Here is a 14,205-nt window from a genome sequence, read left to right as displayed (position 1 = left end):
CGGACCGGCGCCGGCGCAGCGTGTCACGCGTCCTGGCCGGCCGCCCGAGAGCGGTTCGCGCGATCAGGCCACCTCGCAGGAGGAGCCGTTGAGGGTGAACGCCGTCGGGGCGGCCGTGTCACCGGTGTGGTCGGCCTGGAAGCCGATGCCGATGGACGCACCGGGCGCCAGCGAACCGTTGTAGGAGGCGTTCGTGGCGGTCACCTGGCTCCCGGAGGAGGTGAAGGTCGCGTTCCAGCCCGACGTGATCTTCTGCCCGGCGGGGAGGGTGAACTTCAGCGTCCAGCCGTCGATGGGCGTCGTGCCGGTATTGGTGATCGTGAGGTCCTCGGTCAGCCCGGTGTTCCACGCGCTCACCGTCGCGCCGACCTTGCAGCCGCCCGCCGGAGGCGTCGGCGTCGGGGTGGGCGACGGCGTGCCGGTGTCGGTGCCGGTGATCTGGTAGGTGACGAGGGACCGTGCAGGGACGGTCGCCGTGAACGCGCCTCCGCCCAGGGCGATCGCGCTCTGCGGGGCGAGGCTGTTGCTCCCGTTGGTCAGGTAAGGGGTCACGGTGCCGCTCGACAGGCCCGCGTTGCTCAGCGTGTACGTGGCCGACGTGCTGCTCGTGCCGGTGTTGAGGACCACGAGGGCGACGGAGCCGTCGGTGTTCTTGTAGGCGGAGACCTTGAGGTTGCCGTCCCCGGTGGTGGCCGCGATGCGTGTCGCGCCGGGGCGGATGAACCGGCTGTATCCGGCCAGCGCGTAGTACCGCTTGGACGGTGTCAGCGTCGAGCCGGTCAGCCCGATCAGGGAGCTGTCGTGGCTGGTGGAGCTGACGCCCCACCAGTACAGGAACGCGTTGAGGTTCGCCTGGGTCAGGCCGGTGTGGATCTGCTGGGCCCAGGTCAGCCCGGAGGCTTGGCTGCCGTCGTCCCACGCGGTGTTCCAGGTGTTCCCGTTGATCGACCACTCGGACTCCCAGAGCGGCCGGCCGCCGGTGTCGATCGGGGACGTCGGCGCGCCGGAGTAGCCGTGGCTGGTGAACAGCCCGACGCCCGCGTTCGCGGTCGCGTTGCCCTGCACCGCGCTGACGTAGCCGGGGAGGTTGTTGAAGCCGAGGGCGTCACAGCACGCGACCTTGGTGGACAGTCCGGAAGCCTTCATCGTGGGACCGAGGACCGACAGGAAGCTCGCGGCCTGCGTCGGATTCACCAGCATGCTGGAGTAGCTCGTGCTGAGGGTCGGCTCGTTCACGAAGCCGACCGCGGAGGGGGTCAGCCCGGCCGAGGCCCAGAACTTCGCGTGCTGGACCAGGTAGTTCGCGTAGGCCTGCCGCCAGTCCCCGGACCCGCACGAGGCCCCCGGGGTGCCGCACAGCGAGCCGCCGTTCGAGTCGCTGCCGTTGGTCTTCATGAACCCCGGCGCGCTCCAGGCGTCGTTGTAGAAGTTCGTGACGCCGTAGCCCTTCGCCTGCTTGGCCAGCCACACCTGCCCCTGATCCTGGGCGTCGTCGTTGCCGTTCCAGACGTAGGCCGGGGTGGCCGAGGGGCTGGAGGGGGCCTTCGGCTCGATGGAGTCGCTGCCCGAGGGGATGATGCTGCGCAGGATGCTGAACCCGGCGCCCTTGGTCGTGCTGAACAGCAGATCGAGGGCCTGCTGCCGCGTCGTGCTCGCGGCGTTGCGGATGGAGTTGGCCTGGCCGAACGCCTCCGATACGCCGAACCCGTCGATCTTCTGGTACGTCGTGCCGCCGTTGATCGCCACGGTCGACGCGGCGTTCGCCGGCAGGTGGCTCATCGCGAAGATCGAACCGAGGCCGAGGGCCGCGGCGGCCATCAGCCGGATATGGCGTGCGGTTCGCGACATAGGGCCCTCCACGGCTGCTTGTTCGAGATACCGAACATCGTTCGATGACGCGCATCGCGAAACTAAGCCGGGTCGCGGAACCGGGCAACAGGGCTTTCACCGATTTTCAGGCCGCCCGCCGCTTCCCCCCAGGAACCGGGGAAGCGGCGGGCGAGCTCTCGGTGGTGCGTCAGTCCTGCTTCTGCGTCAGCACCTGGAGGGACGCGTCGCTGGCGTAGAGATCGATCGGGCCGACGTCCCCCGTACGGATCTGGAGGTGGGTGTCCGCCGCCGACGGGACCGCGCCCTGGACGGTCACCGTCTGCGGCGTGCCGGTGAGTTGCACGGTCTGACTGGTCAGGTCCTGCTGCCCGTTCCAGAAGTCCAGGTACACCGTTCCCTTGCCTTCGAGGGTGACCGAGGCCTGGTAACTCTGGCCCGCGGGCAGCGCGGACGCCGGATCGACCCAGATCCAGGTGTTGGGCGCGGCGTTCGTCTCGGTCCAGTGCACCGCGCTCTTCCCCTCGGGCGTGGTGGCGGAGGCGACGGATCCGGGCACCGAGCCGACGCCGTTCTGCACCGGTCCCTGCCAGGACAGCTCGCCGGTGGACGCGCTGCCGAGCAGGTTGGGTCCGGTCGGGGTGAGGATGATCGGCTTGCGACCCGGCGGGAACGTCAGCGGTCCGGCCGGGTAGGACGGCGGCGCGTCGGCGACCGCGGCCCCCCACGACGTGTCGGCGGTGGACGTCAGGTCGAACGCCAACTCGGTGGTGGTCCGCCCGCCCGCGGCGGCGTCGGCCCCGGTGAGCAGGGACGCGGACAGCCAGGCCGGCGCCCAGGACTTCCCGTTGACGGACACGCCGTGCACGTAGGTGGTCGTCGAGGCGCCCGGCGCGGTCAGCTTCAGCCGGTGCCCTCCGGGCAGGTCGAACTCGGCCCGGGAGAAGATCGGCGCGCCCAGCGCGAGCACCGGCGTGCCCGGGGTCGCCGGGTACATGCCGAGGCTGGACCAGACGAACCAGGAGCTCATGGAGCCGAGGTCGTCGTTGCCGGGCTCCCCGCCGGGGGTGTCCGAGTAGACCGTCGTGAGCAGGCGGTGGACGATCTCCTCGCTCTTGTAGGGCGCGCCGGCGTAACCGTAGATCCACGGGGTGAGGAAGGCGGGCTCGTTGCCGGCCCACTCATACGGCAGGTTGGGGCCGGCGTTGAGCTGCTGGAAGTAGGTGTCCAGGCGCTGGATCGCCGCCTGGTCGCCGCCCATCGCGGTGATCAGGCCGTGGATGTTCTGCGGGATCGCCCAGGTGTACTGGGCGGCGTTGCCCTCCTGGAAGCCGGACTGCCCGAAGTTGCCCATCCCGTCCGTGGTGGGATCGAACTTCGGGAACTGGCCGTCGCCGTCACGCGGCTGGATGTAGCCGGTGGCGGTGTTGAAGATGTTCGTCCAGTTCTGCGACCGCTGCAGGAACGTCTTGTAGGTCGAGTCCTGCCCGAGCGCCTTGGCGAGCTGGGCGATGCCGAAGTCCGCGGTGGCGTACTCGATGGTCTCCGAGGCCCCGTTGTTCTCGGGGGACAGGGAGCTCTTCGTCGTGTTCGGGACGTACCCGAGCGACTGGTAGGAGGACAGCTGGGGCCGCTCGACGTACCAGCCCTGGCCCATCTCGGCGGGCGAGGACGGCACCTGGGTGGCGCCCTTGACCATGGCGGCCAGCGCGGCCTTGGCGTCGAAGTGCCGGGCGCCCATGGCGTACGCCTCGGCGATCAGCGCGTCGGCGGCGTCACCGTTCATGACGTCGGTGTAGTCGTTGGCGAATCCCCACTTGGGCAGCCAGCCGCCCTGCGCCTGGTCGTTGAGCAGTGAGGTCATCATCTGGCTCGTCTGCTCGGGCGCGACCACGGCGAGGAGGGGGATCTCGGAGCGGTAGATGTCCCAACCCGAGAAGTTCGCGTACTGCGCCGTGCCGCGGGCGGTCCGGTGGACCTTGTCGTCGAAGCCGAGGTAGTCGCCGTCGGCGTCGGAGAAGACGCTCGGTTCGAGCATGGTGTGGTACAGCGCGGTGTAGAACTCCTTGCGCTGGGCCGCGGTGCCGCCGCCGACGCGGATGCGGGAGAGCAGGTCGTTCCACTGCCGGTACGTGTGCTTGGCGACCGCGGAGACGTTCCAGCCGGGGTTCTCGGCGGCGAGGTTGGCGGCGGCGTCCTTCTCGCTCACGTACGACAGCGCGACCTTCATCGTCACCTGCTGCCGCTTCGTGGTGTCGAAGCCGACCCAGGCGCCGGACTGCAGTCCCTCGGTGCCCGCGACCTGGGTGCGCGACTGCGCGCCCTTCGCCTCGACGCCGCGCGGGGCGACCGGTGTCCTGGTGTTTCCGGCCGGCCTGCCGTCGGGTCCGGCGGGCACGCGTGGCACAGCGGTGCCGTGCGTGCTCATCTTCGTGCTGCCGGGCGTCTTGACGACGGCCTCCCTGCGGAGCGACGCCGCCGAGGCCAGCAGGTCGACCGGGCCGGCGCCCGCCGTTCGCACCTGGAAGACCGGCCTGCCGATGGACCCGGTCGGGATCGCGGCGTCGACCGTCAGGGTCACCGGGGTGGAGGTGAGGTTCACGGCCTTGCCGCCGACGTCCTGGCGGCCGTTGTAGAAGTTGAGGTAGACGTTCCCGCTGCCCTGCAGCGTGACGCTGGCCTGGTAGGTGTCGCCCTGGGTCAGCGCCGGGGGAGTGGTCTCGATCCAGGTGTTGGCCAGCGCGTTGCTCTGCTTCCAGGCGACCGCGCTGCTCCCGTCGGGCGTCTGCGCGGGCGTGATGCTCGCCGTCGTTCCGCCGCTCGCCACCTCGTGGTAGCTCCAGGACAGGTCGCCGGTGGGCTGGGTGAAGACGTTGTCCCCGGTGGGCGCGGTGTGCCAGGTGCCGTACGAGGAGAACGGCCGGCTGAACCTGGCGACGAAGTGCACCGGGTACGTGCCCGGCGTTCCGCAGAACTGCCCGGCCGTCTCCGTGCCCGTCACCGTGTCGTCGCCCACCACCTGAACGCTCGCCGACTGGTTGCCGGACTGCGCGGCGCCCATCTTGAACAGCACGTTCGCCGCGGTGGTACTGGGATAGGCGAACCGGGCGATGCCGGTACGGGTCGTGGCCGCCAGGTCGGCGTGCACCGCCGTGGGCGTGCCCGGGTTGAGCCCTACCGAGTACGAGCCCGGCGCGGCGTGCTCGTCGCCGTGCTGGAACGCCGCCGTGGTGTTCGCCGGGTCGTCCTCCAGGGCGCCCACGGTCGGCAGGATCGGGAAGTCGCCGAAGGCGCCGCAGCCCGGGCCGGACATGTGGGTGAGGCTGAAGCCGGTGGTGGAGGAGTCGTCGTGGTTGTAGCCCCCGCCGTCGGGCCGGGAGGGGGTGTCGGGGCTGAAGGACACCATGCCGAACGGCGCCGTCGCGCCCGGATATGTGTCCACCTGCCCGACCGTGGCGCCTCCGGAGCCCGTGCCGATCAGGGGATCGACCAGGGACGCGGGATCGCTCACGAGCGCGTCTCCGGCGGCGTTGCCCGGCGGGGACAGGGGCAGGGCCCCGGCCGCCGCGCCGCTGCCGGCCGTGAGCGTCCCGGCGGCCGCGATGACGACCGCGAGTGCCCGCAACCGGCGTCGTGAGGGGTTATGACGAGAGGGCATAAGGGGGGTTACCTCTCCCTGATGACAACGTTGTCTGTCCAGGAGGGTTGTACGCCTTTGATCGTCTTCTTACAAGCCCCGAGCCGGCGGCCATCCGGAAAGCTCTACTTAGCCTTGACGCTCCTCCATTAATCCGTAGAGTGTTGGAATCTGGAACTCTGCGGGAGGATCTCCTGATGAGCAGCGTGGCCGGAGAGCCCAGCGTTCAGCCGAGACCGGCGGCCGAAGAGCCCGGTCCGCCGGGCGGAGTCGACTTCCGTACCGACCCGTCGCGGTACCGACATTGGCGGCTGAGCTGCGAGGGGCCCGTCGCCACCCTGACGATGGACGTGGACGAGCAGGGCGGCCTGGTCCCCGGATACGAGCTGAAGCTCAACTCCTACGACCTGGGCGTGGACATCGAGCTGTACGACGCGGTCCAGCGGCTCCGCTTCGAGCACCCCGAGGTCCGTACGGTCGTCGTCACCGGGGGCAAGGAGAAGGTGTTCTGCGCGGGCGCGAACATCCGCATGCTCGCCGCCTCCTCGCACTCCTGGAAGGTGAACTTCTGCAAGTTCACCAACGAGACCCGCAACGGCATCGAGGACGCGAGCGCCGGCTCCGGGCAGACCTACCTCGCCGCGCTGAACGGCACGGCTTCCGGCGGCGGCTACGAGCTGGCCCTGGCCTGCGACCACATCATGCTGGTCGACGACCGCTCCTCGGCCGTGTCGCTGCCCGAGCTGCCGCTGCTCGGCGTGCTGCCCGGCACGGGCGGGCTCACCCGCGTCGTCGACAAGCGGCACGTACGGCGTGACCTGGCCGACTACTTCTCCACCAAGACGGAGGGCGTCGGCGGCAGGAAGGCCGTGCAGTGGCGGCTGGTGGACGAGGCCGTGCCGCGCACCGCCTGGGACCGTACGGTCGCCGAGCGCGCCGCGGCCCTCGCGACGCGCTCGGACCGGCCCACGGGCGCGCGGGGCGTCGAGCTGACCCCCCTGGCCAAGACGCGTACCGGCGACGGCGTCGGCTACCGGTACGTCGACGCCGTCCTCGACCGGGAGCGCGGCGTCGTGGAGATCACCGTCCTCGGCCCGGACGGCGACGCTCCGGCCGACGCCGCCGGCGTCCACGCCCAGGGCGCGGACTTCTGGACCCTCGCGCTCACCCGCGAGCTGGACGACCTGATCCTGGACCTGCGCACCAACGAGACCGAGCTCGGCACCTGGGTGTTCCGTACGAAGGGCGACGCGGCCCGGGTGCTGGCGTACGACGCGCTGCTGCTGGAGCACTCCGAGGACTGGCTGGTCCGCGAGATCGTCCTGTACCTGAAGCGCACGCTGAAGCGTCTCGACGTCACGAGCCGCAGCCTCATCGCGCTCATCGAGCCCGGCAGCTGCTTCGCCGGCTCGCTGCTGGAGCTCGCGCTGGCCGCCGACCGGTCCTTCCAGCTCCTGGGCGTGTTCGAGGACGTCGACCCCGGCGCCGAGCCGGCCGCGATCACCGTCGGCCCGATGAACCTGGGCCCGCTGCCGATGGGCAACGGCCTGAGCCGCCTGGCCACCCGCTTCCACGGCGACGCCGAGGGGCTGGCCGCCGCCGAGGCCGCGGAGGGCAAGACGCTGCGGGCCGAGGACGCCGAGCGGCTCGGCCTGGTCACCTTCACCCCCGATGACATCGACTGGGACGAGGAGGTCCGCATCGCGGTCGAGGAGCGGGCCGGATTCAGCCCGGACGCGCTCACCGGCCTGGAGGCGAACTACCGCTTCGCCGGTCCCGAGACCATGGAGACCAAGATCTTCGGCCGGCTGTCCGCCTGGCAGAACTGGATCTTCAATCGCCCCAACGCCTCCGGGTCGGACGGCGCGCTGCGCAGGTTCGGCACCGGGCGGCGCGCCCACTTCGACCAGAAGCGAGTCTGACGATGACGACGACCGCCGACTACGGCGAGAAGATCCCCAACAACGTCGACCTGCGCGAGGACCGGCGCCTGCAGCGGGCCCTGGAGTCCTGGCAGCCGAACTTCCTGTCCTGGTGGGAGTCGATGGGGCCGACCCTGCCCACCGAGGACGTCTACCTGCGCACCGCGATCAACGTCGGCCGCGAGGGCTGGGCGCACTTCGGCCACGTCGCGATGCGCGACTACCGCTGGGGCATCTTCCTGGCCGAGCCGCGCCAGGACCGGCGCATCGCGTTCGGCGAGCACAAGGGCGAGCCGGTCTGGCAGAAGGTCCCGGGGGAGTACCGCGCGGAGCTGCAGCGCCTCATCGTCATCCAGGGCGACACCGAGCCCGCCTCGGTCGAGCAGCAGCGCAACCTCGGCGCGACCGCGCCGAGCCTGTACGACCTGCGGAACCTGTTCCAGGTCAACGTCGAGGAGGGCCGCCACCTGTGGGCGATGGTGTACCTCCTGCACGCCTACTTCGGCCGGGAGGGCCGCGAGGAGGCCGAGGAACTGCTGCACCGCAACTCCGGCAGCGAGGACGCCCCGCGCATCCTCGGGGCGTTCAACGAGGAGACGCCGGACTGGCTGTCGTTCTTCATGTTCACCTACTTCACCGACCGGGACGGCAAGTACCAGCTCGGCACGCTGAAGGAGAGCGGGTTCGACCCGCTGTCGCGGACCTGCGAGTTCATGCTGAAGGAGGAGGCGCACCACATGTTCGTGGGCACCACCGGCATCGACAGGGTGGTGCGGCGGACGGTGGAGCTGATGCTGGAGCACGACACCGACGACGTCGTCGGGCACGGCGGCATCCCGCTGCGCATGATCCAGAAGTACCTGAACTTCCACTACTCGGTGTCGCTGGACCTGTTCGGCTCCGAGACCTCCACCAACGTCGCGAACTACTTCACCGCCGGGATCAAGGGCCGCTGGTCGGAGGAGCGCCGCAAGGACGACCACCGGCTCACCGACGACTCGATCATGGTCGACGCGGTCGTCGACGGCCGGATCGGGCAGACCGAGGTCGCGGCGCTGGTCGGCCTCAACACCGACCTGCGGCGCGAGTACATCGCCGACTGCCAGAGCGGCGTCAACCGGTGGAACCGCATCCTGGAGGAGGCCGGCCTGCCACAGCGGCTTCACCTGCCGAGCGTCGCCTTCAACCGGCAGGTCGGCGCGTTCGCCGGAATCCAGGCCACCCCCGACGGCGAGGTCGTCTCCCAGGAGGAGTGGGACCGGCGCAAGGGCGAGTGGCTGCCCACCGACCTCGACAAGACCTACGTCCGGTCGCTCATGCGCCCGGTCTACGAGCGTGGCAAGATCGCAGCCTGGATCGCCCCGCCCCGCCAGGGGATCAACGGCAAGCCCTTCGACTACGACTACGTCCACCTCGCCTGAAGCCCCCAGGACGGCAGCCCATGAGCGAACCCTTCAACGCCTGCCACTACCTGCTCGACCGCCACCTGGAGCGAGGGGACGGCGACCGCCTGGCGCTGACCGGCGCGGGCGGCGAGCTGACCTACGCTCAGCTGCACGAACGCGTCCGGCGCACCGCCGCGGGGCTGCGCGCGATCGGGCTGCTGCCCGAGCAGCGGGTGCTGATGTTCATGTCCGACTCGCCGGATTTCGTCACGGTGTTCCTCGCGGCCCTGCGGATCGGCGCCATCCCGGTGCCGGTGTCGACGATGCTGCACGCCGACGGGCTCGCCGAGCTGCTGCGCGACTCGCGGGCGCGGCTGCTGGCGGTGACGCCGGAGTTCACCGAGGTCGCCGCCGAGGCCGCCGCCGCGGCGCCCGAACTGGCCGGCGTCCTCGCCGCGGAAGGCGCCGCGATGACCGTGCCGCTGCCGGTGCACGCGCTCGCGGACCTGACCGCCGCCGAACCGGACGGCGCGCCCCCCGCGACCACGGCCGACTCCCCGGCGTTCTGGCTCTACACGTCGGGCACGACCGGCACGCCCAAAGCCGCGATGCACCGCCACGGCTCGGTCCGCGTCGTGTGCGAGACGTACGGCGCCCAGGTCCTCGGCATCCGTCCCGGCGACCGGTGCCTGTCGGCGGCCAAGGCGTTCTTCGCGTACGGCCTGGGCAACTCGCTGCTTTTCCCCCTCTGGGCGGGCGCCGCGACGATCCTGGAACCCGCGCCGTCCCGGCCGGACCTGCTCGCCGACCGCGCCCGCACGTACGGCGCGACGCTGTTCTTCGCCGGGCCGACGTTCTTCGCCAACATGCTCCGCGCCGATCTGCCTCCCACGGCGCTCGGGGGAGTACGGCTGTCGGCGTCGGCCGGCGAGCCACTGCCCGCCGCGCTCTACCACCGGTGGACCGGGCACTTCGGCGTCGACATCCTCGACGGCATCGGCATGACCGAGATGCTGCACATCTTCCTGTCCAACACGGAGGGCTCCGTACGGCCCGGTACGACCGGCCGCGCGGTGCCCGGCTACGAGCTGCGCATCCTCGACGAGGAGGGGCGCGAGGTCGCCCAGGGCACGCCCGGCACCCTGTACGTCCGGGGCGAGTCGGCCGCGACCGGGTACTGGTCCCGGTACGCCGCGTCCCGGCAGGTTTTCCAGGGGGAGTGGCTGTGCACCGGCGACACGTACGTGCGGGACGCCGACGGCTACTACGCCTGCCAGGGCCGTACGAGCGACATGCTGAAGGCCAGCGGCATGTGGGTGTCGCCGGCCGAGGTGGAGACCCGGCTGCTGGCGCACCCGGCGGTCGCCCAGGCCATCGTCGTGGCCGGCATCGACACCGACGGCCTGGAGAAGCCGGTCGCCTACGTCGTCACGGCGGCCGAGGTGACGGAGGCGGAGCTCGTGGAGTTCTGCCGGGCGGGGCTGCCGTCGTTCAAGCGGCCGCGCCGGGTGCTCTTCGTCGAGACGCTGCCGACCACCCCGACCGGCAAGATACGGCGGGTGGAGCTGCGGGCGCACGCCACCGGTGTGCTGTCCGGGCCCCAGCAGGAGGCCGCGTTGTCATGATCCACAATGCCGCAGGGTTCACTGGTCGTACGGCGATCCGCCAGGATGGAAGGGTGCCGGCGAAACCGACGATGCCCGCGCAACCGAGGATGTCCGCGAACCCCCACCCGGCCGCCGCCCGCGAGGCGGTCTGATGCTCGACGGCATGCCCCTGGTCGACGTCCACCTGCACGCCGCTCGGCTGCCCACGCTCAAGCCCGCGTGGCGGCAGTGGGCGCACGACTTCGGCGACCGGGAGATCCTCGACCGGGTCTACGACGCCTCCGGCACGGTCGACCCCGCCCGGTTCGACGCGTACCTGGCCGACGAGGGCGTGGACGTCGCGCTCGTGCTCGCCGAGTACAGCCCGAAGGCGACCGGGTACCAGCCGGTCGAGGACATGCTGCCGCTCACCGCGTACAACCCGGCGCGGATCAAGCTGATCGCCAACATCAACCCGCACCTGCACTACCCGATCGACGAGGAGCTGCAGCGCCAGCTCGACCTCGGCGCGGTCGCCTGCAAGCTGCATCCGGTCCACGCGGGCGTCGCGGCCAACGACCGCGCCCTGTACCCCGCGTACGAGGTGTGCCAGGCGGCCGGGATCCCGCTGGTCGTGCACTGTGGGACCAGCACGTTCCCCGGCTCGTCCAACCGCTTCGCCGACCCCGTCCTGCTCGACGACGTGCTGCGCGACTTCCGGCGGCTGAACGTCGCGCTCGCGCACGGCGGCCGGGGCTGGTGGTACGACGCGGCCGCCTTCATGGCCCTGTCCAACGAGCGCGTGTGGATCGAGCTGTCCGGCCTGCCCCCGTCCCGGCTCCGCGACTACTACGCCAAGCACAACTGGAACCGCCTCACCCGGCGCATGATCTTCGGTACGGACTGGCCGGGAGTGCCGGGAATCGCCAGGAACGCGCGCGCGATCGCCGCGCTCTGCCCCGACGAGGAGACCGCCGCGCTCGTGCTGGCCGGCAACGCCGTCCGCGTCTACAACCTGAAGCCGGAGACCTGATGGCGATCTACGCCCTCGGCGGGCTGACCCCCGACATCCACCCGGACGCGTTCGTGCATCCGGACGCGACCGTGATCGGCGCGGTGACGATCGGGCCGCACGCCTCGGTCTGGCCCGCCGCGGTGCTGCGCGGCGACTACGGGCGCATCGAGGTCGGGGCGGCCACCTCCATCCAGGACGGCACCGTGCTGCACACCACCGAGGAGTGGCCGACGCTCATCGGTGACCGCTGCGTCGTCGGCCACAACGCCCACCTGGAGGGCTGCGCGGTCGGCGACGACTGCCTCATCGGATCCGGGTCGACCGTCCTGAACCGCGCCGTCATCGAGCCGGGCGCCGCGGTCGGCGCCGCTGCTCTGGTCACCGAGGACTCCCGCGTCTCCGCCGGGCACATCGCCGTGGGCGTCCCGGCCAGGGAACGGCCCGCGCCGGGAGAACTCGCCAAGTGGATCGTCGAGGCCGTCGCTCTCTACCAGGAGAACGCGGCACGCTACCGTACGAGCCTGCGCCGGATCGGGTGAGAGGAACACCATGCACGACGTCGTCGCCGTGGTCGGCGCGGGCACCATGGGCACCGGCATCGCCCAGGTCGCCGCGCTGGCCGGCCACCCGGTCCTGCTGCTGGACGCCGTCCCCGGCGCCGCCGACCGCGCGGTGTCCGGCATCCGGGAGCGGGTGAAGACGCTCGTGGCCCGTGGCAAGATCGATGCGGACCCGGAGGCCCTCGACCTGACCGCCGTCGACTCCGCCGCCGCGCTCGCCCCCGCCGGGCTGGTGATCGAGGCGATCGTCGAGGACCTGGAGGTCAAGCGCCGGCTGTTCGCCGACCTGGAGACGGCCGTCGGCCCGGAGTGCGTGCTGGCCAGCAACACCTCGTCCCTGTCGCCCACGGCGATCGCGGCCGGCCTGGAGCACCCCGAGCGGGTCCTCGGCCTGCACTTCTTCAACCCGGTGCCGCGCATGCGCCTGGTCGAGCTGATCGCCGGCGCCGACACGTCGCCGGAGCTCGCCGACTGGACGGCCGCCCTCGTCGAGCGGTGGGGCAAGACGGTGGTCCGCGCCGCCGCGACGCCGGGGTTCATCGTCAACCGGATCGCCCGGCCGTACTACGCCGAGGCCTGGCGGCTGCACGAGGAGCGCGCCGCCGCGCCCGAGACCATCGACGCCGTCCTGACCGGTGCCGGCGGCTTCCCGATGGGGCCGTTCGCGCTGATGGACCTGATCGGCCACGACGTCAACGAGGCCGTCACCCGCTCGGTGTGGGCGGCGTTCGCCCAGGACCCGCGCTTCGCGCCGTCCCCGGCGCAGCGCTCCCTGGTGGAGGCGGGCCGGCTCGGCCGTAAGAGCGGGCGGGGCGTCTACACCTACGGCGAGGACGCGCGGCCGCCCGCGGCGACCCCGGCCGCGCCCCGCCCGGCACCGGCCGGAGAGGTGACCGACAACGACGCGGACGACCTGCGCCCGCTGCTGACCCGCGCCGGGATCGACGTCCGTAGCGGTGGGCTGTCGAACGGCACGGTCGTCCTGCCGAGCGGCGCCCTGCTCGTCCGCAGCAACGGCGAGATGGCCACCGAACTGGCCGAGGACCACGGCCGGGCGGTGATCGTCGTCGACCGTACGCTGGACGACGCCACCGCCACCGCGATCGCCGTCGCGCCCTGCGACGACTGCCCGGAGGAGGCCCTGGACGAGGCGATCGGCCTGCTGCAGGCCGCCGGCCTGGCCGTGCACGTCATCGACGACACGCCCGGCCTCATCGTCACCCGGACCGTCGCGATGCTGGTCAACCTGGCCGCCGACGCTCTCCAGCGGGGGATCGCCACCGCCGCCGACATCGACACGGCCATGCGGCTGGGTGCCGGCCACCCACTCGGCCCGCTCGCCTGGGGGGACCGCTGGGGCGCCGAGACCGTACACGAGATCGTGACCATCCTCCAAGAGGTCTACGGGGACCCGCGGTACCGGCCCGCCCCGCTGCTGCGCCGCCGCGCCCTGACCGGAACGCCTTTGACGGGAGCGGAGTGACATCGTGACGCTGGTCCAGGTCCGCCGTGAGGATCACCTGTGGTGGGTCGGCCTCGACCGGCCCGCCAAGCACAACGCGCTCGACCAGGCGATGGTCACCGAGCTCACGGCGGTGCTCGACGAGGCCCGTCGTGAGCCGTGCGTCCTGATCGTGCACTCGACCACGCCCGGCATGTTCGCCGCCGGGGCGGACATCGCCGAACTGCGCGAGCGCGACGCCGACGCGGCGCTGCTGGCCATCAACGCCGGCCTGTTCGAACGGCTGGAGGCCCACCGCTGGCCGACGATCGCGCTCGTCGACGGCCCGGCGTTCGGCGGCGGCTGCGAGCTGGCGCTGGCCTGCGACTTCCGCATCGCCTCGCCGGGCGCGCGGTTCGCCCAGCCGGAGCTCTCATTGGGCATCATCGCCGGCGCGGGGGCGAACTGGCGGCTGCCGCAACTGGTCGGCCTGGCCACCGCCCGCCGCATGCTGTACGCCGGCGCGCGGCTCGACGCCCGCGAGGCCCTCGCCGCCGGCCTGGTCGACGAGGTCGCCGACAGCGGTGAGGACCTGCCCGAACGCGGCAGGGCGCTCGCGGCCACCATCGCCGAGCGCTCCTGGCGGGCCCTGGAACTGACCAAGCTCGCGCTGCGCAGCGCCCGGCCCGCGACCACGACCTTCGATCTGGCGGCCCAGGCCCTGCTGTTCGAGAGCGAGGACAAGCAGGCCCGGATGACCGCCTTCCTGGAGCGGCGAAAGCGCTGACGCACCACTTCCAAGGGAGGTGCATGAGGTTGTCCGAAGAACAAC

General features: G+C 71.6%; 9 protein-coding genes. 7 read left to right on the top strand and 2 right to left on the bottom strand.

Annotation, left to right across the window (positions count from 1 at the left end; translation table 11 throughout):
- Positions 1 to 63: 63 nt before the first annotated feature.
- Positions 64 to 1,848, bottom strand: a complete 1,785-nt coding sequence (locus tag NDW01_RS23275) for a cellulose binding domain-containing protein (protein WP_252823385.1) — start codon at positions 1,846 to 1,848, stop codon at positions 64 to 66.
- Positions 1,849 to 2,017: 169 nt separating this feature from the next.
- Positions 2,018 to 5,485: a GH92 family glycosyl hydrolase gene (locus NDW01_RS23270; RefSeq protein WP_252823384.1), complete on the bottom strand. Its 3,468-nt coding sequence runs from the start codon at positions 5,483 to 5,485 to the stop codon at positions 2,018 to 2,020.
- A gap of 176 nt (positions 5,486 to 5,661) precedes the next feature.
- Here NDW01_RS23270 and boxC point away from each other — a divergent pair, with 176 nt between their 5' ends.
- The 7 genes from boxC (at position 5,662) to NDW01_RS23235 (ending at position 14,160) form a co-directional block, all read left to right on the top strand.
- Complete coding sequence (boxC, locus tag NDW01_RS23265; RefSeq protein WP_252823383.1) at positions 5,662 to 7,386, top strand: 2,3-epoxybenzoyl-CoA dihydrolase; 1,725 nt, start codon at positions 5,662 to 5,664, stop codon at positions 7,384 to 7,386.
- A gap of 2 nt (positions 7,387 to 7,388) precedes the next feature.
- The gene (boxB, locus tag NDW01_RS23260) at positions 7,389 to 8,807 is read left to right on the top strand and encodes a benzoyl-CoA 2,3-epoxidase subunit BoxB (RefSeq protein ID WP_252823382.1); all 1,419 of its coding nucleotides are present in this window, start codon (positions 7,389 to 7,391) and stop codon (positions 8,805 to 8,807) included.
- 20 nt (positions 8,808 to 8,827) lie between these two features.
- Positions 8,828 to 10,396 (top strand): benzoate-CoA ligase family protein, encoded by a 1,569-nt coding sequence (locus NDW01_RS23255; RefSeq protein WP_252823381.1) that lies wholly within the window; start codon positions 8,828 to 8,830, stop codon positions 10,394 to 10,396.
- A gap of 133 nt (positions 10,397 to 10,529) precedes the next feature.
- On the top strand, positions 10,530 to 11,390 hold the full coding sequence (locus tag NDW01_RS23250; RefSeq protein ID WP_252823380.1) for an amidohydrolase family protein: 861 nt from the start codon (positions 10,530 to 10,532) through the stop codon (positions 11,388 to 11,390).
- A complete protein-coding gene (locus NDW01_RS23245) occupies positions 11,390 to 11,911 on the top strand; it encodes a gamma carbonic anhydrase family protein (RefSeq protein ID WP_252823379.1) in 522 nt (173 codons plus the stop codon). The genes NDW01_RS23250 and NDW01_RS23245 overlap by 1 nt, the downstream gene beginning before the upstream one ends.
- Before the next feature lie 10 nt (positions 11,912 to 11,921).
- On the top strand, positions 11,922 to 13,415 hold the full coding sequence (locus NDW01_RS23240) for a 3-hydroxyacyl-CoA dehydrogenase (RefSeq protein ID WP_252823378.1): 1,494 nt from the start codon (positions 11,922 to 11,924) through the stop codon (positions 13,413 to 13,415).
- A 4-nt stretch (positions 13,416 to 13,419) separates the two neighbouring features.
- A complete protein-coding gene (locus tag NDW01_RS23235; protein ID WP_252823377.1) occupies positions 13,420 to 14,160 on the top strand; it encodes an enoyl-CoA hydratase/isomerase family protein in 741 nt (246 codons plus the stop codon).
- The last annotated feature ends 45 nt before the right edge of the window (positions 14,161 to 14,205 follow it).

Source organism: Actinoallomurus soli (genome assembly GCF_024055715.1).
GTDB lineage: Bacteria > Actinomycetota > Actinomycetes > Streptosporangiales > Streptosporangiaceae > Actinoallomurus > Actinoallomurus soli.
This window is presented reverse-complemented; position numbering and strand designations above follow the sequence as displayed.